20 protein-coding genes and 1 CRISPR repeat array (1 of these 21 running past the window's edge) are annotated in these 25,766 nt (G+C 52.2%); of the genes, 8 read left to right on the forward strand and 12 right to left on the reverse strand.

Features of this window, described 5'->3' with window-relative positions:
- A CRISPR array of direct repeats spans positions 1–1,519; the repeat unit is 28 nt; unit sequence TTTCTAAGCTGCCTGGGCGGCAGTGAAC; it begins 1,869 nt to the left of the window's first position.
- A 150-nt stretch (positions 1,520–1,669) separates the two neighbouring features.
- The 10 genes from cas6f to K5621_RS17945 form a co-directional block, all read right to left on the reverse strand.
- Positions 1,670–2,308: a type I-F CRISPR-associated endoribonuclease Cas6/Csy4 gene (cas6f, locus tag K5621_RS17900; protein WP_221049933.1), complete on the reverse strand. Its 639-nt coding sequence runs from the start codon at positions 2,306–2,308 to the stop codon at positions 1,670–1,672.
- A gap of 9 nt (positions 2,309–2,317) precedes the next feature.
- The gene (gene csy3, locus K5621_RS17905) at positions 2,318–3,349 is read right to left on the reverse strand and encodes a type I-F CRISPR-associated protein Csy3 (RefSeq protein ID WP_071475679.1); all 1,032 of its coding nucleotides are present in this window, start codon (positions 3,347–3,349) and stop codon (positions 2,318–2,320) included.
- Between the two features lie 11 nt (positions 3,350–3,360).
- Positions 3,361–4,248: a type I-F CRISPR-associated protein Csy2 gene (gene csy2, locus K5621_RS17910; protein ID WP_221049934.1), complete on the reverse strand. Its 888-nt coding sequence runs from the start codon at positions 4,246–4,248 to the stop codon at positions 3,361–3,363.
- The gene (csy1, locus tag K5621_RS17915; RefSeq protein WP_221049935.1) at positions 4,245–5,507 is read right to left on the reverse strand and encodes a type I-F CRISPR-associated protein Csy1; all 1,263 of its coding nucleotides are present in this window, start codon (positions 5,505–5,507) and stop codon (positions 4,245–4,247) included. Before csy1 ends, csy2 begins: the two co-directional genes overlap by 4 nt.
- Positions 5,508–5,521: 14 nt before the next feature.
- On the reverse strand, positions 5,522–8,926 hold the full coding sequence (gene cas3f / locus K5621_RS17920) for a type I-F CRISPR-associated helicase Cas3f (protein ID WP_221049936.1): 3,405 nt from the start codon (positions 8,924–8,926) through the stop codon (positions 5,522–5,524).
- The gene (gene cas1f / locus K5621_RS17925) at positions 8,923–9,912 is read right to left on the reverse strand and encodes a type I-F CRISPR-associated endonuclease Cas1f (protein WP_028781394.1); all 990 of its coding nucleotides are present in this window, start codon (positions 9,910–9,912) and stop codon (positions 8,923–8,925) included. Before cas1f ends, cas3f begins: the two co-directional genes overlap by 4 nt.
- A 113-nt stretch (positions 9,913–10,025) precedes the next feature.
- Positions 10,026–10,862 carry a BrxR family transcriptional regulator gene (locus K5621_RS17930; protein WP_221049937.1) on the reverse strand — a complete coding sequence of 279 codons (837 nt, stop codon included), beginning with the start codon at positions 10,860–10,862 and terminating at the stop codon, positions 10,026–10,028.
- Positions 10,863–11,077: 215 nt separating this feature from the next.
- Positions 11,078–13,927, reverse strand: a complete 2,850-nt coding sequence (locus tag K5621_RS17935) for a M16 family metallopeptidase (RefSeq protein ID WP_221049938.1) — start codon at positions 13,925–13,927, stop codon at positions 11,078–11,080.
- 1 nt (position 13,928) lies between these two features.
- A complete protein-coding gene (locus K5621_RS17940; RefSeq protein ID WP_221049939.1) occupies positions 13,929–15,701 on the reverse strand; it encodes an ABC transporter ATP-binding protein/permease in 1,773 nt (590 codons plus the stop codon).
- 58 nt (positions 15,702–15,759) lie between these two features.
- The gene (locus K5621_RS17945; RefSeq protein ID WP_221049940.1) at positions 15,760–18,222 is read right to left on the reverse strand and encodes a TonB-dependent receptor plug domain-containing protein; all 2,463 of its coding nucleotides are present in this window, start codon (positions 18,220–18,222) and stop codon (positions 15,760–15,762) included.
- Positions 18,223–18,428: 206 nt separating this feature from the next.
- Between K5621_RS17945 and K5621_RS17950 the strand changes: the two genes are divergently transcribed.
- The 8 genes from K5621_RS17950 (at position 18,429) to K5621_RS17985 (ending at position 24,607) form a co-directional block, all read left to right on the forward strand.
- Complete coding sequence (locus K5621_RS17950) at positions 18,429–19,169, forward strand: DUF3450 domain-containing protein (RefSeq protein WP_221049941.1); 741 nt, start codon at positions 18,429–18,431, stop codon at positions 19,167–19,169.
- Positions 19,166–20,494 (forward strand): MotA/TolQ/ExbB proton channel family protein, encoded by a 1,329-nt coding sequence (locus K5621_RS17955; RefSeq protein ID WP_221049942.1) that lies wholly within the window; start codon positions 19,166–19,168, stop codon positions 20,492–20,494. Before K5621_RS17950 ends, K5621_RS17955 begins: the two co-directional genes overlap by 4 nt.
- Positions 20,491–20,985, forward strand: coding sequence for a MotA/TolQ/ExbB proton channel family protein (locus K5621_RS17960; RefSeq protein WP_221049943.1), 495 nt, complete (start codon positions 20,491–20,493; stop codon positions 20,983–20,985). Before K5621_RS17955 ends, K5621_RS17960 begins: the two co-directional genes overlap by 4 nt.
- A 3-nt stretch (positions 20,986–20,988) precedes the next feature.
- Positions 20,989–21,396, forward strand: coding sequence for an ExbD/TolR family protein (locus tag K5621_RS17965; protein ID WP_025011347.1), 408 nt, complete (start codon positions 20,989–20,991; stop codon positions 21,394–21,396).
- Complete coding sequence (locus K5621_RS17970) at positions 21,365–22,024, forward strand: energy transducer TonB (RefSeq protein WP_221049944.1); 660 nt, start codon at positions 21,365–21,367, stop codon at positions 22,022–22,024. Before K5621_RS17965 ends, K5621_RS17970 begins: the two co-directional genes overlap by 32 nt.
- Positions 22,008–23,198 carry a tetratricopeptide repeat protein gene (locus K5621_RS17975; protein WP_221049945.1) on the forward strand — a complete coding sequence of 397 codons (1,191 nt, stop codon included), beginning with the start codon at positions 22,008–22,010 and terminating at the stop codon, positions 23,196–23,198. The genes K5621_RS17970 and K5621_RS17975 overlap by 17 nt, the downstream gene beginning before the upstream one ends.
- Before the next feature lie 127 nt (positions 23,199–23,325).
- Positions 23,326–24,027 (forward strand): iron-sulfur cluster repair di-iron protein, encoded by a 702-nt coding sequence (gene ric / locus K5621_RS17980; protein ID WP_100141813.1) that lies wholly within the window; start codon positions 23,326–23,328, stop codon positions 24,025–24,027.
- 64 nt (positions 24,028–24,091) lie between these two features.
- Positions 24,092–24,607: an AlbA family DNA-binding domain-containing protein gene (locus K5621_RS17985; protein WP_100141812.1), complete on the forward strand. Its 516-nt coding sequence runs from the start codon at positions 24,092–24,094 to the stop codon at positions 24,605–24,607.
- On the opposite strand, the gene K5621_RS17990 is transcribed toward K5621_RS17985, so the two are convergent.
- Positions 24,577–25,161, reverse strand: a complete 585-nt coding sequence (locus K5621_RS17990; RefSeq protein WP_100141811.1) for a HupE/UreJ family protein — start codon at positions 25,159–25,161, stop codon at positions 24,577–24,579. The two genes, K5621_RS17985 and K5621_RS17990, sit on opposite strands and share 31 nt — an antisense overlap.
- A 119-nt stretch (positions 25,162–25,280) precedes the next feature.
- Positions 25,281–25,751 (reverse strand): Sbal_3080 family lipoprotein, encoded by a 471-nt coding sequence (locus K5621_RS17995; RefSeq protein ID WP_025889827.1) that lies wholly within the window; start codon positions 25,749–25,751, stop codon positions 25,281–25,283.
- Between the last annotated feature and the right edge of the window lie 15 nt (positions 25,752–25,766).

Genomic DNA, 25,766 nt, shown 5'->3' on the forward strand with positions numbered 1-25,766 from the left:
TGCCTGGGCGGCAGTGAACATTACGGGTGGCTTACCGCCGCTTCTTACGATTTTCTAAGCTGCCTGGGCGGCAGTGAACGGGGCCGGAGCTGCTGGCCAAGTTTCTGGACTTTTCTAAGCTGCCTGGGCGGCAGTGAACGTTTGCTGCCGGTTGAGAATTTCCCCTGTGTCTTTCTAAGCTGCCTGGGCGGCAGTGAACTCTCTAAATCCGCTGCTCTGGTACATCTTGAATTTCTAAGCTGCCTGGGCGGCAGTGAACAATCTCAAAATTGCCCAATTCACAGCGCAAGCTTTCTAAGCTGCCTGGGCGGCAGTGAACGATAGCTTCAAGCATTGGCGTTGGGGCCAGCTTTTCTAAGCTGCCTGGGCGGCAGTGAACACAGTGCCCCTGGAAACAGGGCGCATTGGGAATTTCTAAGCTGCCTGGGCGGCAGTGAACAGGAAATTATAGAGAGGACAAAACACTCGGACTTTCTAAGCTGCCTGGGCGGCAGTGAACCGAAGACCGCAAACAGTACGAGGATAAGTACTTTTCTAAGCTGCCTGGGCGGCAGTGAACGCAATGGTGTATCAGGAGTGTTCATTGCTGAGTTTCTAAGCTGCCTGGGCGGCAGTGAACGGTTCGGTCGAGTTTGGTGCAATCCTCCGTATTTTCTAAGCTGCCTGGGCGGCAGTGAACACTGAACCCGTAACGGAGCAAGTACCCGTAACTTTCTAAGCTGCCTGGGCGGCAGTGAACAATTTATTGGCAGCCTCTTGTATCCGTTTTTATTTCTAAGCTGCCTGGGCGGCAGTGAACCGTTCACACAGCAGATGAGCAGGCGCTGTGGTTTTCTAAGCTGCCTGGGCGGCAGTGAACATATCGACAACCACCTTGTTTTGCTTGAAGGTTTTCTAAGCTGCCTGGGCGGCAGTGAACCTAAATGTAACCAAGAAAAAGAAATGGATGGATTTCTAAGCTGCCTGGGCGGCAGTGAACATTGCAATTATCGCCGTTCTGCTCCTTCTCGTTTTCTAAGCTGCCTGGGCGGCAGTGAACGGAGTGTTAGTCGCAACGTATGCGGCTAATTCTTTCTAAGCTGCCTGGGCGGCAGTGAACTGATGCTGATTCGTGAGTCTGGTACGTCTGGTTTTCTAAGCTGCCTGGGCGGCAGTGAACGCCAATCAATCGGCATTTGACCGCCTCCAGATTTTCTAAGCTGCCTGGGCGGCAGTGAACTCAGATTCATGGAAATCATCGAGGACGATGATTTTCTAAGCTGCCTGGGCGGCAGTGAACGCGCTCCAGAACTCGAACAGCTCGCGCCCTTCTTTCTAAGCTGCCTGGGCGGCAGTGAACTTGCCCCTCATTACGTAGGCGACTGCCAGCGCTTTCTAAGCTGCCTGGGCGGCAGTGAACGCCAGAGCGGCGCGACACAATGAGAAATACGATTTCTAAGCTGCCTGGGCGGCAGTGAACGGATGATGGTTCAAAAGAGCTTTACAGAGACTTTTCTAAGCTGCCTGGGCGGCAGTGAACAATAGAATAAATCAATAAAAGAAAGTCACAACAGGTGGTTAGGATAAAAAACCTATTTTTACCCTGTTGAACACCACCTGTTGTAACTGATTGTATATAAAGCTTATTTTTAAAGAGCAAAAATAAAGGGTAAAGCTCACCCTTTGATGCTTAAAAGTGCGGTACTGTTCCAAGCGATGCAATACCATTAACTTTACGACTCAGCCCGTAGCAATCGAACGGCCCATCCACAGGTGTACTTTGCGGATATCTTTCGATAAACAGCGGGAACTTGCTGTTTTTGTCCGGCGAACGTTGTTTCGTTTGCTGGCTGTGCAAGAAGATAAATGGCAAATCACACTGCCCAGTCGGTTTGCTTTTTGCAAGATCGGTTAAGCACTCGGCCAGCGGCTTGCCCGACTTTACAGCCCATAATGCCGCCTTTTGCTGCATAGCCCGCTCAATCCGATCAGGCGATTTCACCTGCTTGCGTACAAAGCTCACGTAGGAAACATCACTCGGTACGGGTTTGATCCCTTTAATATGCGCATAGTCTTCGAACCGATTCAGCCATTGGTGAATGGCTAGCTTTTCCAATGACGCTTGTTCTTTGGCAAAGAGGCGCAATTTACCGCCCAGGGGAAACTTAGCTCGGAGATAATCAGGAAAGCCAACCGCAACACTAGACTGATTTGCATCCACTTTGTGTTCAACAAGTGCAATATGCACTTGTTGAAATACATTTTGCCAGAGGAAACCAAGCGAGATATCGACATCCGGTAGTAAGGTAATTTCTTGGTAGTAGTTCATTACCGCCACCTATTTATCACTTTCGCCGAATACCCCGCCGCGCACCAACACGGCCACCACATAATGCTCATCTTCTTCACGCGGTAGTGGTTCTCCACGAGCCCACTTGTCAAAGAAGCTGTAAAAATCCTGCTTATCTTTCGGAGTGCGGAATGCTTTACCCAAATTGGTCACTGCGCCATAAGGTTCTATGGCAATCGCCCCTGCACTTTGTTCTGCCAAAGCGTATTCTGGATACCAAGTATCAATAGAACGCAATGCATTACCTATTTTTTGTGAGTGCATTGCTGCATGTTCATTAACGGCATAAAGAATTTTACTTTTCTTGGTTTTGCTATTGCCTTTATCCAACACTAGCTCTTCACTTGGATAAACTTCTTGCGCTTTACCCACTTTTGCGTAGCAGTCAATTTGCAACATCAGGTGTTCGGACTTACTGGCCAAGGCCTTGGCAATGCGTTCAGCCAAACTACTCACTTGTTCATCGTTATGATCGAAATGACGGGTGCTGAACTTTTTGGCGTCAAACGTCCAAGTTTGCTCCGCTCCTTTATTAAGCGCCTTAACTTGCACTTCGATTTCTTCAGCACCCACTCGGTTACGCCATAAGAAACGCGCGTTTGCCAGGTTAGTGGCGTAGCGTTTTGCCAATTCAAAACAACCATGCTTGGCAATGTACTGCTCAACTGCGGCACTATAGCTCTGTTTGAATTGCGCATTATTACAAGCCGAAGGTTGAGCTAAACCACCCAACACTTTTAGGGTGAAATGGAGTTTAAGAGTGTCTTGATCTTGCCCCAGAGCACAGGCATCGACACGTTGTAAGTTTGCTTTCTCCACTTCGGCATTTAACTTAAGTGGATCATTTTTTACTGCCGCTTTTAAACGGTTAGAAATGGTTCCACGTACCGATTTTTCTTGTAACGATAAAGGAGTGACCTGTTCTTTAGCGTCCCAGCTAGTGCCAAATAGATAGCCATCTGATGGGACTAGTTTCTTCTCAAATGCCAATACTGAAGCGGTGTCGTTAATTTTAGCCATGAGATTGTTCCTTATTCATGTTCGTTGATAGCGTTAACTTGCTGACAAAGGTAAAGATCGTTTTCTAAATCGGAGTTGTATTGCCAAAGGGCGTCATCGAGGTTTTTAATTTTGTGCGCCATAACAAACTCACCTAGCGTGACCACGCTTTCGGCAAAACGATGGGGCGTAGTGGGATCCCGTTGATTTTTCGCCTCACCTAATGGTGAAATGCCCTGAAACCCGGTTGCTATGGGTACAATCCAACCATGGGTTTTGCGCTGGCTGTGCCAAACAACACTGCCATCTTCAAGCTGTTCACAATTGTGGTTAACGCTGAGGTAGCCAAGCAGTGCATCTAGTGCATCATTGTCTTGCTGCATGGCCTCTATCATTAGATCGCGCCGTTCTAGCAGTACATAGCCCGGCATCAGTTGGCGTAGAACTCGCGTCGTATCCTCTTCTGTCACCACTGAGCCGATTGCGGGCTTTCCTATACAGATGACATCACCACCCGCTACTTTCATGGTGGCGATGACCGCTTGCAATTGCCCTGCAAAATCAGGATTTTGCACCTGTTCCTCATCGCCACTCCACTCAATCACTAAAGAGACGTCTAAATGACAGCGTGCTTCTTCTATAAATGCCGAACGCGAACCGTCCTTATCGAGTGGGTTACCTGTACCAATAATTGAATGGACAAAATCGCCCTCACCTTTGTGAGTTTGTACATCACAGCAATGACTGACAACGGCGACACTGTGCAGCATTAACTCAGACAGACCGGCTTGGTTCAATTTGCGCTCCAAAGCGTGGACAAACCCTAACCATGCTGTCATGGCCGGAAAACCTATGGTAAAAGGGCTTGAGAGTGCATTGGCGTTGTGAATTCTAATATGGGGCAAAATCAGCACTCTCATCGAAAGTTCTCCCTATTGCTGGCAACCACTGTCTCAATGGCCAAGAGTTCTTGATCGGCCAGTAATAAGGGGTTGCTGATGACTTTGCTGCGGCTGTAGTGGTTGATTAAACCACGGGCAATTTGACGAGTGATTTTATCGAGCCACTCATTCTCTTGTTCTCGCTGCGACTCAAATTCAGGGTACAACCAAACTTTTTGCTCCAATGGCAATTCGCTTGGTAGATCGCCTTGATGGCCAGTGAGAAACAGGCGCACTTGCCACATTTTTTCAATAACCAAATCAACGTATTGCTGAATACGGTAATCGCGTCCATCACGGATATTGATGTTGTTATAGTCAGTCTTAAACAGTCGATGCAACGCTTCCAACACCTCCTTGGCTTGCCAAGCGGTAAAACACTCTTTGAAAAAGTCCGTCTTAGGCAAGCGGATTTCTCTGGGTGTTAAATTAGGCGGAATGGATGGAAGAAGATGGGCTTTTCCCGCATTTTGGTTATTGAGCACGCTGATGTTTTGAGGTTTTGTACCGCCAAAGCCAATGGTCGTTAGACCAAATATTTCTTGATAACCCTCTGGGTGAAATCGATTGGCTTTTTTGCTCTCTCTGGCCTCTTTGACAAGCTCCCCAAATCGCATTGCATCAAGTCGTTTGCGTAATTCAAAAAGATGGCCTGAATGGGTCAATAGCGACAATAAATGATATTCACCTTCGGCTACCGGAAAATAGACCTGCTTAATCTTCGAGCTGGATACCGAAGCTTGATCGCTATCGATCATTTTTAAAAAACCGTCTCGTAGCGTCTGATAATCACAGGTTGGCACCTCAAGCAACTGGCGAGCCAACTCACTTTCTTGTTCAATATGCACGAGCAGAGAGCGTTGATCGCTCATCGGCAAGCTCAGGAACTTATACACGTCCAATGCCGCTGCATTACCGAGTGCATCAGGCTCTACCGCCACATTGCCTGATCGCAGAAAGCCATCGGCACTCGGTTTATTCTTGGCAATTATCGATGAAACATAGCCATTTTTGTTCTTTCGCGCACTCGGATGACTAAAGGTGCAGGGATGTGAGGCTATTGAGATTTGCCCAGCCCTTTTAGCGGCATCGGGTAACCAATTTGCCAACAGAAAGTTTTGCTCACACTCCCGCTGTTTTTCCAATACTTCTGATTCTTGCATCGAGGTACTGACATTTTTCTTAAGCCAGGCTTCTTTGCGCTCGGCAAAAAAGGTGACTATTGCTGGATCTAACACGGTAAATCCCTCCACTATTTGACCTTAACCAAGCCTAATTGGTCGTTGTAACTGTATTGCTGACTTCCTTCCCGGTAGATAAAACTGATTTCTCCGTATCGTACTGACGTGACAAACTCCTGCTCAGGGCTTGGACTGTATAAACTGACTAACTCACTGTAATCACGCTGTAGCCAAAGCTTCTGTTGTTGGGTTGATGGAAGCGGTAGATGTTCAATATTCAAGGTGCGTTCAATCGGGTGTAAGCCGCCCTGATCTTCACGCAAACAAAACTCAATGCTGCGCGCTTTTTTAACTAAGTAGATTTGCACTGAGGGTTCACTTTTACGAAAGCGTTTGAAGTATTGCGGCAATGCCGTAAGCCACCAGTAGCCATGAATATGACCGTGTAAATGCTCACACCAACAAGATTGAGGTCGGCTTTCGCGACGGTTGCGGCTGAATCTATCCCGGCGGTTAACTTCGCTTACTTCTGACTTGCCGATTTGATCCGTGCCGCATGTTTTGGCGGTGGCAAAGTGCTCTAAATCCGCCAAGTTTTTTTGTGGCTCCAACGTCGCTCGCTTCTGAATTCGAGCAACTGCATTAACCGATTGCAGCAATGGCTTTTCGTCCACCAACTGGGTTAAGTCATGAGTGACGAGCTGAGTAGTTCGGTCGGTTTCATAGCCAGGACGGTTAAATACTCGCTCTTCTCTCCCCTTGAACCCTTTGAGGTTGTACTGCAACAAGCCAATATTGGGCACAGGAATTTCTCCATCACGGTGCCTGCGTACACGGCCTGCCATTTGAATAATCGAACGAAAAGAAGAGGGCTCTATCACCGCCCAATCAAAGTCATGGTCACGCCCCACTTCTTCCACAGGCGTCGTCACCAAAATAAAGATCATATTTTTTGCAGAACAGGCATTTAAATGACCGCGAATAATGGAATGGCTGAAGGCAAGCGGTAATTCGTTCGCGGCTTCTTTACGCTTAAGCACCTCATCTAGATGCTTTTCTTGCTCGTGGCGCAGCAACAGCACTTGCTGACTGTGATAAGCCATACAACGTACTTCGGTATCTGCAGGCCAATCACAACTGAGCAAGTACTTGGTTAGCTCGACACAGGGTTGAATATTGGCAAGGCGCACCACACCAAAGGAAACTTGAATTTGGCTTTGGGGATCTAAGGTAAAGTGGTGCCGGTGTTTGGCCAGCACCGCTTGCTTTACCGTTGCAAAATACTGAGTATCAAGCGGTAAATCAGGTTGTTTGAGGCAGGGGATAATTTCGGCTTTACGTTTGGCGGTTTGCTGTTTGAGCTTCTCGACCCGTTTATTGATAAAGCCTTGTTGCAAGGCCTGGTAAGTCTCCAAGTCATAATCATTGCTCCCCACCAACTGAGTATGTGCCGTAAATTCATCAATATAAATACAATTAATGCTGGCGTTTCGGTCACGACTGGCGGCAAATACTGCCCACCCCTGGCGATAGGCATTGTACAAACCGAGCGCTAAATCCGGCGGGATAGTGGCAGAGGAAATCATGACTTTGCGCCCCAGCATACCGGCCAAATGAACGAGTCTGCCAATCGCAATCAGATCGTCGCCAGTAAAATCATCGATTTCATCTATCACCAAGTCGGATGACATTAACCGTAAGCAAGGCAATATATAACGCCCACCCCGTTTGGTTTCGGTAGCCGCCATAATATGATCTATGGTGCAAGCCAGTACCGGGGCATACAGCAATTTGCGATCTTTTTCCTTGATTAAAACTGTAGTGAGTTCTTCTTCGATTAAAGCAGTAGTGAGTTCTTCTTCGGGCAATACACGCTGCCAATGCAGTTCATCAGTTTCTTCTTGCAAGCTTTCCATCGATTCAGAGCCAAGCTCAGCTTGATTAAGTTCCACTTCCTCCTTATCGACTTGTGCACCAGTCTGGTGATGTAACTCGTAAATCGCCTTAGAGCCAATGAGCACAGCGAGATCTTTATCTTGCAGTTTGAGCCGCTGCTTGTATTCATCGCCGGTTTGCAAAGTAAGAGTGCGCAAACCAAGCGCGAGAATAAAACGCAGACTTTCACCATCCTCCGAGAGCGCCTGCATGATTTTGGCGTTAGCCATGGTTTTCCCACAGCCAGTACTCGCCATGTTGACCACAAAATAACCTTGGCTTTTATCTTCAGTATGCTCACGCCACTCGATAATTTTACGTACCGCTTTATCTTGCCAACGGAACGCTTTTGGGGTGCTGCTTTTGGGTGCCAGCTCGGTAAGTTCAGTCGCTTTTAGCGGCTCAGATTCAAAAAAGGGCAGTAACTTCACCGTATTCACCGCCACCCTGGCGACATTAACCAAATGTTCATCCAGCTTTTGTTTACGCTCTTTGGTCTCGGGATCTGTATTGGCGTACAGCTCGGTTGAAACCTTCCAACGAGGATCATTGGCTTGCGAAGAGTAATAATGGTCGCCCAGCATCAAGCACAATCGTGCATGGTGTAAAACCACGCGCCAGCTACCGTCATTCATCGCTTGCTCTAACAAAGGCAACTGATGCAATAAATCCTTAGCTCGGCGTTGCAATGCCGTTAGCCAAGTTTGTGATTGGGAAAGTAGCCCTAAAGGAAATTCAAAGCATTTGGGTAACAACCTGTTGTAATCCTCAAATTGGTTTTCATACCCCCATGCCGAAGTAATTCTGGCCAACAAATCACCAAGCGAACTATTACAATTCTCTCGCTGTTCCCGACACATCTCTTCTTTTTTGGGCAGCGGTAATCTGTGATGAGAAACAATTAACCAACTAATCAATGCTGCTGCGTTGGGCAGTTCGCTTAGTGGCTTTTCCGTTTGTAACCTTTGGTAAGTCAATCGCGACTCATCAATGCCTTGGTTGATCAGAAAGTTCAACCATGCTTCATCGTGACTCTCACTCATCTGGCTTGTAACGAACTGATGAAATAACAGGCAAGAGATCCACTCATGGCGCAGTGGGTCGCCTTTATGCTGGGTTTTAATCTCTGGGTTTAATTTTTCCTGAAACAGTAAAGAAGCCTTACCCCAATCGTGCAACAAAGCGGCCATAGCTGCGAGCGCTTTAATCAGTGGCAAATATTTCCAATCACTTTCATAGTCGCTGTTGAGTAAATCTTTCTCAGTACTGTTAACTGGCACCACACCTTCCAAATTAAATTTCTTTTTACTCCCCACCACCCATAAAAACTGGCTGCGGGAGCGAGAGCGGATCCAATGGCAACTGACGGCAGTGCTGCGGCTGGCTGTTTGACGTAGCATTTTTTTCACCGTTAACAATCCCTCTTCGGTGATCAGGGTTTGCCAGGTGTTATCGCCAATCCGGTTGGCGAAAGCATCCAGTACGCGACGGGTTTTCTTAAGCGCGTTTTTTTCACACTGAGAGACAAAGGTGACCATCATAATGGGATTGCCTCGCGCTCTTGTTCACCCTGATCTCGCAGGGCAACGCGTTTTACTGTGTCAAACATAAAGTCGAGGGCTTTGTGCTCAATAAAGGCTTGCAATATTTGCTGGCGAAACTCTTGTTCGGTTGCGTTTTCTTTGGCACAAACAAAGGCCCAGGGCAGCACAATGGCGTCTTTGATTAAATCGGCCACATCAAACACCAAAGCACCGCGGCGGGTTTTACCATGCATCACGGCAAAGCCATGCGGAATCCCCAATACCCACAAACAGCTTGCTGCCAAACCATAAGCTAAATAGTTGCCATGGTTTAAAAAGTCGTTGGCTTTGTCGGTACATTTTTTGTCGGGTTGTTGTTGGCGAGAAAAACCCTCTTTGCCGGTATTATTGGCCGCGTATTTGTATAGAACTTTGGTTAATTGCGCTTCGGTAAGCAGCAGCTCTGAAGATTGACTGGCTGCCACTGTGCGCTTGTGGAAGGTTTCAAGTGATTGTTGAATAACCTGATCCTGAACATTGAACTTTTCCAGAGCGAGTTCACGGTCAGTGCGCCACACCTTTTGTAAGTAGTCGATTCGGGCATTTTGAAATTGTTTTGCAGCGGCTAAGCGCTTTTCATCATCAAACCAAAATGAGAGCCAGCCTTGCAGGTATTCGGTAGGGCGATATTCACTTTGCGGTGTAAACCACTCCACTTCAGTCGCCATATGCAACGGTGTGCCACCACCGCCACAAAACCCTACCAGTACTCCGGCCTGCGAGAGCATACGCATCGCGGCCTGAGTAATTGATGTACCGTTGCCAAGCAGCAAGACTGTAGTGTTGGCGATAGGGATATTGAAGTAGAGGTTTTCTTTATCAGCTTCGGTTAAATAGAGTACTCGGCCATCTTTTTGCATTACGCGACAATATTCGAGGTAATACATGTTGGCGCGTTTTGAGTGCAGAATCACTTTAAGATCAGAGGGTGAGAAATCGTCCATTTAAATACCTCGGCGTTAGATATCAGTTACTTTTACCCAACTTTCCTATTGCCACCAATACTGTACAGACACTCAGGTTAACTGAGTTTACCTCGGCTCAAACCATGCCGGTTCTAGCTATTGAATAACCACTGCTTGATGTCATTTCGGTTTACCAGCACCAACTGCTGAGCCTCTGGAGTGCCATCCAGATACTTGGTATTGACCTGCATCTCCCTGAGCAGGTAATCCACCAAGGCTGCCCGGCACTGAATAATGAGTTGCCCACCCTCCATCTGATAATCCTTGGCCAGCACCTGTTGTTGCTGTGCTGTCAGGCGGGGATCCGGAGCCAGAATTACCGCCAGCATGGTCTGCCAGGCCGAGTCTTCTTTTACAGTTTGATGGGCGATGCCCTCCACAACAGGAATTCCCCGAAAACGGCTCAGAACAAGATCGCGAAAAGCCGCTGACTTTTCACAGTAACCCCGAACATGGTAGCGGCTGCCGGCCTTGACTAAGGTGTGGGGGGTAAAAATTCGGCCTTCATCTTCGGGATTAGACAGAGAGACATATTCCACCTCAAGCCTGAGGTTTTGCTCGATGGCATTAATCAAACCGGCGAGGACATGGCGGCAAATGTTGCGTTCCGGCAATGCCATTCGGGTGGCACAGGAGCCATTCAAGGGGCGGGGCTGAGCAAAGTAACCTGTCTCGTACCAGAGGAAAAAGTCATCCAGGGAAGCAGATGAGTAGCTAAGACTGGCGTGCTCTGCAAACCCGAAGCAGGCCTTATCAAGCTTTATCAGGGCGCCGGGGTGCAATTCCCGATATTTGGCCAAATCTTTGTGGGCTTGCTGACGGGTAATGATAAATTGGTGTTCGATATCTTTATTGCGGACTCTCCCTTTCCAAAAGGCCAACATCTCGAGAAAAGCAAATCGCTCTATCGGCAACTTACAATTGCTCACCTTCCCCTCCATGGACATTTAGCTGTCGTCACCTGAACATAAATTCAGTCTGCCATAGCCCCATGTCAACGAGTAGGTCTGATGGCGAAATATTCGACACGGCTCATACAATATATGATTCGGTAAAAGTCACTCTGATAAATGCCCTCAACATATTGTTTAGTAAAACAAGACGGCCGAATGGCCGTCTTGTTAGATACCTCGGCTCTTGGGTATTAAACCTCTGCTGGCTCCAACATAAAGACCTTCTTATGCTGTCCCATGAGTTGTTGCAGCAACTGATTGGTCTGTTCCAGCGTCAGCTTATTCAGCGTGTTATCCGTCTCGGCCAGCTCCTGAAGTCGCCCTTCATCGGCCATGGTCTGCGCCAGAGCGGCGCTCCAAAAGGCGGCGCTTTGGCGCTGTTGACGCTGCAACACGGCCAGGGTTTGCTTGGCCTGTTTGAACTCGGCGACACTCATGCCTTCGCGCACCAGATGCTGCACTACAGTATCGGCGTCTGCGGCCAGCGCCTCGGCCCGCTCAGGCGCCGCGGTGAAGTTGAGCCGTCCCAGATAATAAGCCGCCGGGTCACGCGCCAATAGCTGCGACATCTGGATCACATAAACACCGGAAGCCTCGGTGCGCAGTTTCTGCCGCAGCCTTTGGTTCAGCACCTGCTCTATCAGTTGCATCGCCATGCTGTTTGCCGCACTCCACTTCGCATCCTGGCTGTATTGGATCTGCACCATGGTTTTCGGGCTGCTGCTCCAGGGGTAACGGCGCTCCATGGACTCGGCCTTGGGGCGAATGTTGCGATCAGTCCAGCTCTGCGCCGTTTTGTCCTCCTGTTTAGCAAGATGACCGAGCCAGAGGTTGGCCTGCTCGCCCAATTGCTTGAGCGGCAGATTGCCGCTGATGCTCAGCACCATGGCGCCTGGGTCACCCAGCAGTTGCCTATCCAATTGCTCAAGCCTTGCCAGCTCTGATGCAGGTTCACTGCCCTGCATCAATAGCAGCTCTCCGTTCTCGAATGCGGCTTGTGTGATGGCGTCCATAAAGCGCCGCTCGGCGGGCATATGATTCCGCTGTTGCTGAATGGCCTGCTGCTGCCTGCTCAAAGCCTCCTGGCAATACTTGGGCTGAGTCAAACGCAGGGCAAATAACTTGAGCAGTGGCGCCAGGGTATCGGCGGATGCCTGACCACGCAGGCCATGATGCAGCAGCTCGGCATAGGGGGTGATGCTGATGCCGTATTGCTTCTGCAAGGCCAGCAGATCCCGGCCCGAATATTCGCCGATACCGCAGGAGGATGGCAGGTAAAGCGCCTGGCTGACATAGCCCTTGGTGTTGTGGTTCTCCAGAGAGCGGCCCCCGGGAAGGCGCAGATCCAGCTGAATGTTATCGGTCAGCATAGGATCGCTGTGCAGCAGCAAGGTCAGGTCATTGGCCAGTTGCCAGCGCTCACTGCGCACCTTGGGCAAGGCGCCAAGCGCCGGCAGTGATGCTCTATCCACAACCTTATTCATCGCAGGCGGCGTTAAGTCCAGTGTCAGTTGCCTGGGTTTGAGCGCAAAGGCGCCTGGCGTGCTCGCCAGCCCTTGCTGCCAGGCGGTCAGCAGGCTATTTTTATTGAGCTTTTCAGCGTCTGTGTCCGGCCCTATGAGGGCAATTTTGACCTCGGCCTGTTGCAGCAAAGACTGCACCGCCGCCTGCAGATGCTCGGGCGTGACCTCGGCGAGGAAGGTCTGGGTCATCTGCCACTCTTGCTGCTTGTTCAGCATAGGCATTTGAAAGCTGACGGCATTGGTCAGTTGCTCAAGCAGATAACCGCTTTCATAGCGCGACTCGCTCAGCGCCTGCTGTTGCAAGCGCGCCAACAAGGGCCCCTTAACGGCATCCAGCTCGGCTTGGCTCACCCCTTGGCTCGCCAAACGTTTAAGCTCGGTGGCAAAGCGCTGCAACGCTGTGCCATAGTCGGCATCGAGCGGGTGCAGAATCGCCAGATGCTGAATTCGCGAGGGCGATAGTACCGCGCTCTGATCGCCGAGCTGCGCCTTGGCAAACAGCTGTTCATCCACCATCAGGCCGAGACGACGGTTCAGTACCGCCAGCCAGAGCCTGTCGAGCAGATCTCGCCATTGGCCGTTGACACTATTGAGCGGCGCGGGCATGGGCTGTTGCAGCATGAGTTGGATGAAACGCTGCGATTGCTCGGGATCCAACACAGTTTGCAGTTGCACCTCGGCAGCGGAGGAATCGAAACGGCCCCAGTCGGCGGTGACTTTACTGTCGCCCTTCGCCATAGGCCCGAAGAAGTGCTCGATATGCTGCCGAGCGTCTTCGACGTCGAACTCACCGGCCATCATCAGCACCATATTCTGCGGCTGATACCAATCCTGATAATACTGCTTGGCCAGGGTCACAGGTGCATTGCGGATCACTTCAGGCAGACCTATAGGATTACGCTCGGCCAGTTCGCTGCCTTGATAACGCAGTTGCTCCAGGGCGCTATTGATCCTCTGCCCTAGCCCCTGACGCAGACGCCACTCTTCGATGATCACTTCCCGCTCGCGCTCAAACGCTTGGGGATCGAACGTCAGCTTATGCCCCCACTGGGATAAGATTTTCAGTCCCAACGCCACTTGTTGCTCATCGGCGGCGGGTAAAGACAACTTATAGACGGTAGAAGCAAAGCTGGTGACCGCATTAACATGGCTGCCAAGACTGATCCCCTGCTGCTCCAGCTGTTTAAAGCTTTGCTGATCTGCAAATGCCTCTGTGCCCTTAAATGCCATGTGTTCAACGAAATGGGCCAAGCCTTGCTGGGCGTCGTTTTCCTGCAGCGAGCCAGCCTTGACCAGCAGCCTGAGTTCCACATTTTGCCGCGGATCTTTCCTGGGCAGCAACATCACCTGCAAACCGTTTTCCAAGGTATAAGTTTGCAGATCTGGCCTCAGTGGCAAGCTGCCCTCGGCGAGTGGTTGCAGTGACATCGACTGTTGTTGTGACTGTGGTTTCGGCTCAGTAGTGCTTTGACAAGCCAGCAGCAAACCCGCCAGCAAACATACTATCAAGGGTTTCATTTCAGACCTCCCTCAAGTGGGTAATGGTGGCTGGCGGCAACAAGCAATGATCGTCCTGTTCCAGAGAGATAATCTCATCGGCCAACTGATGTAACTGCAATTGATGGCTAACCAACACTATGCAGGCCTTGGGCAACTCGGCGCGCAAGAGTTGCAGCAGCGAAGTCGCGGCGGCTATGTCCAGCGCCGAGGTGGTTTCATCCAGCAGGATTAGCTTTGGGGCGTTGAGTAGCAACCGGGCAAACATTACTCTTTGCTGCTCGCCGCCCGATAGCCGCTGCAGCCAGTTATCTGTGTGTTCGAGCGTGTCCTGCAGCTCCCCCAGCCCCACCTGCTGCAACACCTGGCGGCAACGCTCATCACTAAACCTCTGAGTGGCAGCCGGATAACAGATGAGCGACTTGAGTGAACCCTCAGGCAGATAAAGGCGCTGGGATATCCAGCAGGGACTGACCCGAGTCGCCAGTTCCCCGCAATAGCCATCCCAGAAGCCAGCCAGGGTTCGCAGTAAACTGGTTTTCCCGATACCGGAGCGGCCGTGCAGTACCAGCAGCTTTCCCGGTGTGAGTGAAAGGCGCAGTCTTTGCAGCAGCAGCCGACCATCCGGCAACAAGAGATCCAGACTGGCCTGCAACAGCGGCACGGCCTGTGAATCGAGCACATTAACACTTTTCTCTGGGACACTATCGGTTGCAGCTGAGGGCTTGGCGGCGACTGCCGCCTCGGGCCGCGGCGTATCGGCAAACAAACTGGCTTCAAAATGACTCAGACGCTCGATTGTGGCGCTCCAGCGCGCCAGGTCTTTATAGGCGTAGATAAACCAGCTGAGGGCACTGGCCACTTGGGTGAAGGCCATCTTTATCTGCATCAAACCGCCGAGCTGAATTGCCCCGGCAAGAAACTTGGGCAGAGCAAAGAATATCGGCGCCAGCATGGTGACCTGGCTGTACCCTGTTGTGAAGAAGGCCAGATTACGCTCCTTGGACATCAAGGCGTACCAGTTACCGGCTACCCGGGAGAAGCTGTGCGCCAATGCCTGCTGCTCGCAGTCCTCGCCTCGCTGACCGGCAATGGCTTCACTATGGTTACGGCGCTGCACCAGGGCGATACGGAAATCCGCCTCACGCTTTTGCTGCTGAAAGTTAAGCCGGTGCAATGGCTTACCCACCTTGTGGGTGATCAGGGTGCCAATCAGGGTGTAGAGCAGGCAGACCCACACCATGTAGCCGGGTATGGTCAGTTCGGCATCGCCCAAGGGAATGCTGATCTCGCCGGACAGCGTCCAGAGGATCACCACAAAAGAACCTATGGTGAGTACAGAGCGCAGGAAGGACAACAGCAGATCCAGTGAAGTGTCCACCAGCAGATAAACATCCTCGGCGATGCGTTGATCCGGGTTATCAGGCTCCTGCTGCCCAAGCTGGATTCGGTAATGGCGACTGTCCGGCGACAGCCAACGGCTACAGAGATCCCGGGTCATCCATTCACGCCACTGAATGATGAGTTTTTTCTTCAGGTAGTCGGCGTACACCAACACCAGCACCAAGGCGACTATGATCAGCATAAACTGCTGCAACAGGGGGTAAATCAGGCTGCCATCCAACTGCTGCAGCGCGTTGAAGAAGTCGCCGTTCCACTGGTTGAGCTGCACGCTGAACCAGACCGAGGAGAGGCTTAAGGTCAACACCACCAGCAGCAATGCCAACGCCGGTAGCCGTTGCCGATTACACCAAAAAGGTTTTATCAAATGCCAGAACATGGCCAGATGTTTCATATTGGAAAATCCATCAATAGCAACGGGCGGCCGCTGGGCCGCCCGCCAAAGGGTCTGCTTAGTATTCGTAGTTCAACTGCAACCAGAACTGACGCCCCGGTTCATAGTTGAAATAGAGCTGTTCCTGGTGAACAAAGGAGTCGTTGGCATTTTTACGGTTGAGCAGGTTGTAGATCTCCACCGACACAGAGGCGCCCTTGGCAAACTCAGGCTGCCATTGCAACTTGGTATCCCAACGGAAGGTCGAGGCGTAATCCACTTTGGCGTACTTAACCAGATCCTTGCCGGTCTCGGGATCGCGGAAATAACCGTTCTGATCGCGGCTGGCCTGCTCACGGCTGGAGGTCCAATGCAGCAGGTTATACCAGGTGAGGCCGTAGTCATCGAACTCGTGGGTCAGTTCCAGATCTATCTTCCAGGGCGCATTGAAGTCGGTGGCCGGTAAATCGGCCGCGGCAATGACCTTGCCGTCATACCAAACCTTATCGGCATCCACATTGAGACCAGATTCGAAATAGCTGTAACCCTGATCTTTTGGGGTGTTGCTCTCGGTTTCCTGCCAGGCGACCGAGAACTTGGCCTGGTGATTGGCACCCCAAAATTGAAGGGTTTCCCGGTTCATCAGGGTGAAGATCACGCTGTCATGGCTGGTGCTGCCGCTGTTATCGAAGGTTCGAATGGCGCGTTGTTCATAGTCATCAGTGCCGGGATACTTATAACGGCTGCGCACTTCATCGCGGCCGTTGCGGTGCACATAGTTCAGCTTCCAGATGCTGTTGCCCCAAATCTGTTGAACACCGGCAGTAAACTCGTCGTTATAGGGCGTTTGCAGCTCTTCCATTCCCTCATAATCCCGGGTCGACATCCAGTCGTTGTCGGCAGAGTTGGGCTTACAGTCAAAGTAACAATGTACCAGGCCACCGTTTTGGCCGCTGTAGAGGGCGTAAGTCAACATGGAGCGACCATAGTAACGGTTGGCCCCGGCGGTCAGCAGGGTGTTGCCATCGCCAAACAGGTTCCAGCTGCTGCTGAACCTAGGGGCCAGGTTATTGCGATTGACAAAGCCGTCGTGATCCAGCCGCAGACCAGGCCTGAAGCTGAAATCGCCCCAGTTGATCACATCTTCAACATAGAGGGCGTACTGGCTGTGAGTGCTCTTGTATCTGCCTTCCAAAAAGGCATCGAGACGCAGTTGTGACCAGCCCATCATCTCCAGGCTGCCGTCGTAGTTGTTGCGGTAGTAAGTCTTGTCCCGGTTGAACTCGGCATCGGTGTAACTGGCCTCGCCCCCCAGGGTAAAGGTGTGGCTCATACCGGCCCATTTGAGGGGATCCCATTTCCACTTCAATTTGGCGGTACTGGTTTCCTGGGTAGAGTCCAGATCGCCCGGGCCTCCGGAGGAGTAGGAGCGATTGCTCTGCCAGTCCATCAATTGCACCCAGTAAGTCTGCTCGCCGGCACGCTTGTCTGTCATGCGGTTATAGTTGAGCGACAACTCCAGTGTCGAAGCGTCAAAGCCATGCTCTATCTCCAGGGTAGAACTGTAGCCCTTGTGTTCATCGCGGTAGTCTGAATTGGCCACCCCGTTGAAGAACATGTCCGCCTCATAGGCCGAATAGGCCAGCGACAGATGCGCCGTGGTGCGTGGTGACGCGTACCAGGTAAACTTGCTGAACAGGTTGTCTGAGGTGCGCCGCTGATGCTTGAGGCCGCCGCCTGTCTTGAAGGCCACCAACTCACCGTTGGCATCCAGTCCCACGGCGGTAGCAGGTACATTCATCATGGGGATTTTCGACTCACGCCGGGAAACCGAAGCCACAAAGCCCAAGTCGTCGGTAATGCCGGTTTCAAAGCTCAGGCCATAGTTGCGCTTGCTGTAATCCGTCTGGAATCTGGCCGGTTGTGACAGGTCATTATTGGCCGAGTCAAACTGCAATTTGTCATCTATATGCACCTTGTTCCAACTGGCATCCGTTTGACGGAAATAGACGCTGGCGGCAGTTTCCCCTTGCCAACTGCGGGTTGTGGCATCCACTACCCCGCCGGTAAAGCCACCGAATTCCACCGGGATATTGGCATCATAAAGGGTCACGCTGTCTATCAGGCGGCTGTCGACATACAGACCCTGCTCGTCGCTGGACAGGCGGGCGTTGGTGACCACGCTGCCATCGACCGGATCCAGATCGTTGTTGATGCTCATGCCATCGAGCAGAAAGGCATTTTGATAGGCGTTGCTGCCGTGAATGGAAATGTCGGCGGGTTTGATCTCCCCCTGATTCAGACTGCTGTTGGCGCTGTTGGAAAACTGCACCGCCGGATTGGACCTGAGCAAGTCGGTCAGGTTACCGTCACCAGTTGGACGTTTTTTGATATCTTCCCGGGTCAGGGTTTCATGTTGGGTCAGGCCATTGTCGGCCTGCTCTCTGACGATTATCTCCTGTTGATCAGCCACATCAACCTGTTGCGCCTGAGCTACCGGCACTAATGCCAGACCACAGACTACAGCCGCGTGTTTCTTCATCCTCAATCCCTTTATTGTTAAAAAAACAGCGATGCCGGTGCTGAACCCGCACCACTAAAGTGTGAGGTTGGCCAAAATAACTTGATCAAATACAAATGACAATTGTTATCATTACTATTTGTTGATAATGTCTCAAATCATGTCAACATTCTGGTGATCATGTGAGTAAAACCACAGCATTCCAGACAAAAAATATTTTCATTCAGATGTTTACTAAAACAGCAGTATCTGTCTTGGCCGCCTGGGTATTACAGGTGGCGGCCACGCCGAGTGACCTCAACGAGATCCACAGGGCCGACCGTCAGGGATTAAAAGCCAGCCAACAAGCTCAGCAAGTCATAGAAAAACTCGATGATGAGCAGCAATCGTTGATCCAGGAAAACCGCCAACTCAAGCATGAAATCCAACTGGCCAGCCATTACCAAAAACAGTTGCAACAGCAGATAGGGCAGCTGCACTCTGCTCTGGAGGAGCTTGGCGAGCAGCGTCGGCAGCTGCGCCAGACCCGGATGCAACTGGCCCCGATGATGGACGAAATGCTGCTATCACTCACGCAACTGGTGCGGGCCGATCTGCCATTTCAGCAGCAGGAACGGCAACAGCGTCTCGATAACTTGCAACTCCTGCTGCAAAGCGCCGAATTGAACCAGGGCGAGAAACTGACCCGGCTGTTGGACGCCTATCAGGTGGAGCTCAGCTACGGCTACAGCGTGGAGAGCTGGCAGGGCAAACTCGGTGACGGTCGGCTGGTGAATTTTCTGCGCACCGGGCGCCTGGGGTACTTTTTCCTTACCCTGGATGGCAAGGCCGGTGGCCGCTGGCAGGGAGATAATTGGCAGGCGCTGGCGCCTGAGCAGCTTAGCAATGTCGCCGCTGCCATCCGAGTCGCCTCCGGAGAAGGCATACCGGCACTGTTGCAACTGCCTCTGATTACGGAGGCATCATGAGTTTATTGTCTTCCCTCACTCGCCAGAGCATGATGCGTCCCGCATTACTGTGGGCGCTATCGCTGTTGTCGCTCTCATTATCCCTCCCCTGCCAGGCCGAGAGTCTGCAACAGGTGCTGGAGCAGGTTCGCAGTGGCAGTCGCCAGGAACAAGCGGCCGCCGAGCGGCAAGAGAACCTGAGCCGTCAGAGCCTGGAGCAGGTGCGCGGCAACCATAAGAAACTGCAGCAGCAACTCACCCGGACTCAGGCAAATAACTTGGAACTTGAAGACCAACTGCTGGCACTGCAGCAAAGCCTTAAGGACAAACAGGCCCAGCTCAACGCCGAGAAAGCCAGTCTCGACGGGGTGTTTCGCGCCATCCAGGAACATGAGCAGTTGCTGCTCACCACAGTGGCACCCCACAGCCTATGGCGCCACGACAGCAGTGGCCTTGCCGAGATACCCACTGACCAACTTGGCCTGCAGCGACTGCAGGCGCTTTGGACCGCATTGACAGAACAAAGCGTATTGGCAGCCAAACCCATAGTGCAAAGCAGCGAAGGCCTCAATGCCGATGGCACCCCAGTGCTATTGAATGTCACCGAATATGGGCCTTTTAATGCCCTCAGCGATAAAGGCTGGGTACGCTACTTGCCGGCGCAGCAAAGCTGGCAACTGCTGGCTGAGCAGCCAAAGCTATCGCCCACCCAGGGGAGTGTCTGGCTCGACCCCTCGTTTGGCAAGTTGCTGCAACAGGCGGCAAACGCTAACGGCTGGTTCGACAAGCTCAAACCGGCAGGGATAGTCGGCGTCTTTATCGGCCTGATAGCCCTGATAGCCTCAGGCATAGCCCTGAACCGCCTGTGGATACTGCGCCGCGAAAAACGGCGGCTGACCCAACAGCAGGCCAGCCAGCAAGTCAAGAGTGACAATGCCCTCGGCCGGGTGATGTTGGCGGCAACCGATTGCCCCGAGGAGCAACTCGAAGCGCGGCTCAACGCCGCCGTACTCAGCGAAGTTCCCCGCCTGACCCGTGGCACTGGCACCCTGGCGGTATTGGCGGGGATCCCACCACTACTGGGGCTTCTGGGCACGGTTGGTGGCATGATTGAAACCTTCGATGTGATCACCCGTTTCGGCAGCAACAACACAGAGCTGCTCTCGGGTGGCATTGCCGAGGCACTGCTGACCACCCAGCTGGGACTGATGACAGCCATTCCGCTGCTGTTACTGCACTGCGCGGTCAAGAGCCAGAGTCGGCAACTGACCCAGATGCTTGAGCAGGAAGCGGCTGCACTGGTGGTATTACAGCGCTTTGGCGACACAGGTAACCCCGGTCAATGAGCGCCTTCTATGATTTTGTGCTGCAGGCCGGCGTCATCGTTTGGCTGATACTGCTGCTCTCTTGTCTGATGTGGTATCTGCTGCTGAAGGGCTTTAGCCGTATTCGCCGCCTGAGCCCCGGCTGGCTGGATGATGCAAATCAGTTGAACGTCAGGCTTACGCGCTATGACTTATGGCAAAAGGCGCAGCTGCAACAGGCCTTTCTCAGCCGCGCCGCCCTGAATTTGAACCGCGGACTCGACTGGATAGATTCATTGATAAGGATACTGCCGCTGCTGGGGCTCTTGGGCACTGTCGATGGGATGATCAGCAGTTTTGCCGAGCTTGGGCAACTCGATGTCCAAAAACAGCTGTCATCCGGGATCAGCTCGGCACTGCTGACCACATTGGCAGGCTTGGTGACCTCTCTGTCCGGACTCTATCTGGCCTATCAGCTCAAGCAGAGCAATCAGCGGTTGCTGGCGGAGCTGCGCCGAATACTTTCGGAGTAACTGATGCAATTTAAACACACAGATGATCAAGGCACAGAAGCCAATGTCGATCTCACCCCCTTGATAGACGTGGTATTTATCCTGTTGATCTTCTTTATCTTATCGGCGTCATTTCAGAAGACCCAGTCGCTGGAGCTGGAACGCCCCACAGCTCAGGTGCAAGACAATCAAGATAAGCGCGCCATCTTAATCAGCATAGACAAACACAATGTGATCTGGCTGGAGCAGCAAGCCGTCAAGGCGGTTGAACTACCCGCCAGACTGAAACACACGCTGGCAAGTTCAGAGCAGAGTTCGGCCATTATCGAAGTGGATAAGCATGTCACCAGCGGCAAGCTCATCGAAGTGGTCGACAAAGTACGCATCGCAGGAGTCAATAATGTGGCCGTCGCAACCCAAGACCCCAGCTAGCCAAACAGGACTGGTTTTCACCAGTGCCATACTGATCAATCTGGCATTGGCCAGCCTGATCTATGCCCTGACTCTGGGACAGGGCGCGGCGCCGGCTAAACGGGTCACATTGGGCGGAGTCTACTTTCCCGAAAGGCAAGATAGTAAGCCGCAAGAGCCCTTGCCTGAGGTTCGCCTCAGCTCGGCGCCGCTGACATCCTCGCCACCGCCTCCACCCATGACACTGGATCTCAGCGCGCTGGATGCCAACACGGGTATTCCAGTGCCGGATCCCCTGTGGCCAACGCCGGATGATATTCAGCAAATCCAACCACCAACGCTGAATTTCAGCCCAAGCGGCAGCGCCCCCGGCAATACCATGCAAGCCAGTATCGCCATGGCGCAGGTGGTGTTTCAAATGCCGCCCGAATACCCGCTGCAAGCCAAACAGCGGGGCATTGAAGGACAGGTGACTCTGGATTTAGCGATCAACCCGGACGGTCGGGTGGAAGATATCAAGTTGGTGGATGAAACCCCCAGCGGCGTGTTTTACCGCTCGGCTTCCAGGGCCGTGCTCAGGTGGCGCTTCGCGGCGCCCAAGCAGCTTCAATGGCAACGGATAGTGATCAGATATGAACTTGAAAAATAGCCTGTTGTTTTGCTGCATTCTGTTCAGCGCGCCGCTGCTGGCGAGCAATGCACTGCAACGTTACCAACAACTGCAGTTTCAATTGCAGCGGGATCCGGCTGCGGCGCTCAAGGCGATTGAAAGCTTTCAACGTCAGTATGCCGAAGGCAGCGACAACGAGCAGCAGATGGCGGCCTACCTGCATCTGCAGGCCTGTATCAGTCTCAAGGACTACCAGTGCGCCGCGCAGCAAACCCGGCTGTTGCTGACTTTACCCGTCACACCATTGCAGCAGCGGGATCTCTATAAACTGGGAGCCCAACTGAACTACCAGCAAAGCGAATACCGCCAAAGCCTGGAATACAGCAAGCAATGGCTGCAACTGGCGAGCAAAATCATAGAGCAAGAACAAGAGCTCAAACCCGGCGCCACTGAATTTGCCACCATGCACTCGCTGGCCTCCTACGCCGAATTTCAGTTGCAGCAGCTGCCAAAGGCCACTGAACAGATGCGTCTGGCACTGGATTGGGAAGTCACCGAAACCCGGCAACACTTTCTGCAGTCTCTGTATCAGCGGCAGCAGCGTTTGGCGGAAGAAGAACAACTGCTGAGGCAGATGATCGCCGCCTATCCGGATCGCCCCCTCTACTGGGAACGCCTGGGCCATAACCTGCAGCAACAGGGGCAAGAGCGGGAATCACTCAATGTCCTCAGCTCGGCCTACAAGGCAGGGCAGTTACCCACACGCAGCATTCCGCTGCTGGCACAGTTATTGATGCTGCATCAGGCCCCCGGCCGGGCGGCAGATCTACTGGAGCAACACAGCGAGGCACTGGCACAACACTCCAGCTATAAGCCGCTGTTATCTCAGGCTTATCTGTTGTCACGCCAAAGAGACAAGGCGCTGCGCCTGCTGCAGAAATCAAACGAAACCCAAGGGCAGAAATCGCTGCCGCTGCGGGCACAATTGGCTTACAGCCTAGGGCAATGGCCGCTGGCACAACAGCTGTTGTCACAGCTACGGCAGCAAGATGCAGATAACCGCTACTGGCAGCTGTTGCTAGCCCTGAGCCACTACGAAGCCGGGCAGTTACAACAAGCCAAAACCTTGCTTAAAGCGATCGACCAGGGAGAATACCAGACGACGGCGGCTCAGTGGCTGAATCAGATAAACTACCTCACGGACAGCCCCTGAGGCTCTAGCCGATTTGTTGCAAAATGTGATTAACCAAGCAAAACAGTCAAGTTTTATTGGTCTAAGCTTGGATGCACTTAAAGATGCTTTTATTATGCATGTAAATTGGTAATACAGAGAGCATCCTATGTCAGCGCAAATCCTCCTCGAACGCAGAGTCGGCGAACTGGTCGCCGAAGACTTCCGTAACGCCCATGTTTTCAGCCGTTTTGGTATCGACTTTTGCTGTGGCGGTGGCCGTTCATTAGCATCGGCCTGCGAGCGAGCCGGCGCCGAGCCTACCGAGGTGTTGCACGCCTTGAGCCAACTGGCCGCAGAGGGCACACCGGACGATGCCTTGGCCAAATTGCCACTTGGTGAGCTTATCGAGCATATCGAAGCGACCCACCACAAGTACATACGCGATACCGCACCGCTGCTGCTGGAATATGCCCAGAAGATGGTACGAGCCCACGGTGAGCATTATGAAGAGATCAAGCCCTTGGCCGGTTGGATCCGCGCCCTGATGGACGACCTCTTACCCCACCTGCAAAAAGAGGAACAGATACTGTTTCCGGCCATTCGCGCCCTGAGTCAGGGGCAAGAGTTCAACGCCTGTTTCGGCCATATAGGCAATCCTATCCGGGCAATGGAATATGAGCATGATGAGGCGGGACAAATTCTGGCCAAGCTGCAGCAGTTGACCAATCACTACCAGGCTCCTGAACATGCCTGTACTACCTGGCGGGTATGCTATGCCACCTTGGCCGAGTTTGAAGCCGATCTGCACCGTCACATCCACCTGGAAAATAACCTCTTGTTTCCCAAGGCTCTGGCACTGGTGAACTGAGGGCTGTTCAAATCCCGGCTGACTTGCTACAACTGCAGTAACAGCAGTAAACAAGGAGTCAGTCATGCCGGTTACAGGTTTCATTCTGGACGATATTGAAAATCTGCGTGAGTCCGCCGCAGTGGAGTTCAAGCTCGCCGCCGGACGCCATGGCAAGGGCGCACTGCCACAGGCACTGTGGGAAAGCTACAGCGCCTTTGCCAATACCAATGGTGGCGAGATCATTCTCGGTGTCAGGGAGGAAAAGGGCGAGTTTTTTATCGAAGGGATAGCCGAGCCCAGGCCCCTTATCGATGAAGCCTGGAAGATCCTCAATAATTCGCAAAAGATCAGCGCCAATATTCTTGGCCCGGCCGACATTCAGCTAATAGAACTGGCCGGTAAGCAGTTGATCCGCTTTCGAGTACCTCAGGCCGACTATAGCCAGCAGCCCATCTATCTAGGAACAGAAGCGATTGGCGGCACCTATATCAGGGTCGGAGATGCCGATATGCGCGCCAGCCCGGCGCAGGTGAAACGCATGTTAAGACGTAAGCAGAGACACAGTGCTCAAGCCAGCCACAAATCCAGCATCAAATAACTTCCCACCAGAGCGATAGCCGAGCCCATGAGTTGCACTGCACGTTTACGCTTGCCATCCGGGTTTATCAAACTGCCGATGATCACCCCGGCCACATGAATGGCCGCCGTTCCCAACAAAAAGCCCATGGCGTAAATACCCGGCCTGGCCAACTCGGGCATTTCGACGCCGTGGGCATAACCATGAAATAGCGCAAAGACACCGACAAAGGCCATAGCAAAAGAGATAGGCATCTCGCGATTGAGCACTATGGCCAGCCCCAAGAGCAGCACCGACAGGGCTATGCCGGGTTCAACGAAGGGTATAGGTGTAGCAAGCATGCCAGTGATGGCGCCCAACCCCATAAAAAACAGAAAGGCCAGCGGTACAGACCAGATGGCGCGGTGCCCCAACTGGGTACTGAGAATACCGACACTGAGCATGGCCAACAGGTGATCAAACCCCAACACGGGGTGATTGAAACCATCCCAGAAACTCCCATCCGCATGCAGCTCGTGAGCAGAGATCGGCAGACTCAACAGCAGCAATAGCAGCATGATTATTCGGGATGGCATAGGTTAAACCTCAGAGCACAACGGCAAGAAGCTATACACTAACATCAAGTCAATGTTAAAAAAATGATAAGAAACTAAAAAGCGCGCTTTGATACGCGCTTTAATGGTGAGAAATTGTTTCAGGGAGCCAGAGTCAGTGGCTGTGCCCAGGAAACCCGCGCCTGTTTCTGTTGGATCAATTGATTGATCAGTTCACGGATCTTAGGTTCGGCATCAATGAACTTGTTCATATTGGCTCCGCCCATCCGGGCATCATAGATAGCCTGACCATCGAGTCTACCCTGGTGATACACCTTAATCTCGGCGTAAACCATATAAAGCGCCAAGTCCCATGCCCAATTCGCACTGTAGGTTGCAGTCCAATCACATTGATCGGCGGCGTTTAACTCTTGAACCAGTCGATAGCGTATCTGTTTTTCACGCAACACCTTCTCTACTTCCTGCAAGAAACCTTCCCTCACCTGCGGATTTTCCAGAATACAGAGGCCTGCATCTTGATGCAGTGCCACGGGGTCGACCTGTTGTTTGATGGAGCAAGCACTGAGTCCCAAAAAAGATGTAAGCAGTAGTATGGCGAGTCGTTTTGTCATTTTCTTCTTATCCAT

It is taken from the genome of Shewanella carassii (genome assembly GCF_019670705.1).
GTDB lineage: Bacteria > Pseudomonadota > Gammaproteobacteria > Enterobacterales > Shewanellaceae > Shewanella > Shewanella carassii.

What these genes read in the sequence shown, in the direction of transcription:
- cas6f (WP_221049933.1), bottom strand. Translation starts at nt 2,308, where the DNA reads ATGAACTACTACCAAGAAATTACCTTACTACCGGATGTCGATATCTCG.
- csy3 (WP_071475679.1), bottom strand. Translation starts at nt 3,349, where the DNA reads ATGGCTAAAATTAACGACACCGCTTCAGTATTGGCATTTGAGAAGAAA.
- csy2 (WP_221049934.1), bottom strand. Translation starts at nt 4,248, where the DNA reads ATGAGAGTGCTGATTTTGCCCCATATTAGAATTCACAACGCCAATGCA.
- cas3f (WP_221049936.1), bottom strand. Translation starts at nt 8,926, where the DNA reads ATGATGGTCACCTTTGTCTCTCAGTGTGAAAAAAACGCGCTTAAGAAA.
- cas1f (WP_028781394.1), bottom strand. Translation starts at nt 9,912, where the DNA reads ATGGACGATTTCTCACCCTCTGATCTTAAAGTGATTCTGCACTCAAAA.
- K5621_RS17935 (WP_221049938.1), bottom strand. Translation starts at nt 13,927, where the DNA reads ATGAAACCCTTGATAGTATGTTTGCTGGCGGGTTTGCTGCTGGCTTGT.
- K5621_RS17940 (WP_221049939.1), bottom strand. Translation starts at nt 15,701, where the DNA reads ATGAAACATCTGGCCATGTTCTGGCATTTGATAAAACCTTTTTGGTGT.
- K5621_RS17945 (WP_221049940.1), bottom strand. Translation starts at nt 18,222, where the DNA reads ATGAAGAAACACGCGGCTGTAGTCTGTGGTCTGGCATTAGTGCCGGTA.
- K5621_RS17950 (WP_221049941.1), top strand. Translation starts at nt 18,429, where the DNA reads ATGTTTACTAAAACAGCAGTATCTGTCTTGGCCGCCTGGGTATTACAG.
- K5621_RS17955 (WP_221049942.1), top strand. Translation starts at nt 19,166, where the DNA reads ATGAGTTTATTGTCTTCCCTCACTCGCCAGAGCATGATGCGTCCCGCA.
- K5621_RS17960 (WP_221049943.1), top strand. Translation starts at nt 20,491, where the DNA reads ATGAGCGCCTTCTATGATTTTGTGCTGCAGGCCGGCGTCATCGTTTGG.
- K5621_RS17965 (WP_025011347.1), top strand. Translation starts at nt 20,989, where the DNA reads ATGCAATTTAAACACACAGATGATCAAGGCACAGAAGCCAATGTCGAT.
- K5621_RS17970 (WP_221049944.1), top strand. Translation starts at nt 21,365, where the DNA reads ATGTGGCCGTCGCAACCCAAGACCCCAGCTAGCCAAACAGGACTGGTT.
- K5621_RS17975 (WP_221049945.1), top strand. Translation starts at nt 22,008, where the DNA reads ATGAACTTGAAAAATAGCCTGTTGTTTTGCTGCATTCTGTTCAGCGCG.
- ric (WP_100141813.1), top strand. Translation starts at nt 23,326, where the DNA reads ATGTCAGCGCAAATCCTCCTCGAACGCAGAGTCGGCGAACTGGTCGCC.
- K5621_RS17985 (WP_100141812.1), top strand. Translation starts at nt 24,092, where the DNA reads ATGCCGGTTACAGGTTTCATTCTGGACGATATTGAAAATCTGCGTGAG.
- K5621_RS17990 (WP_100141811.1), bottom strand. Translation starts at nt 25,161, where the DNA reads ATGCCATCCCGAATAATCATGCTGCTATTGCTGCTGTTGAGTCTGCCG.
- K5621_RS17995 (WP_025889827.1), bottom strand. Translation starts at nt 25,751, where the DNA reads ATGACAAAACGACTCGCCATACTACTGCTTACATCTTTTTTGGGACTC.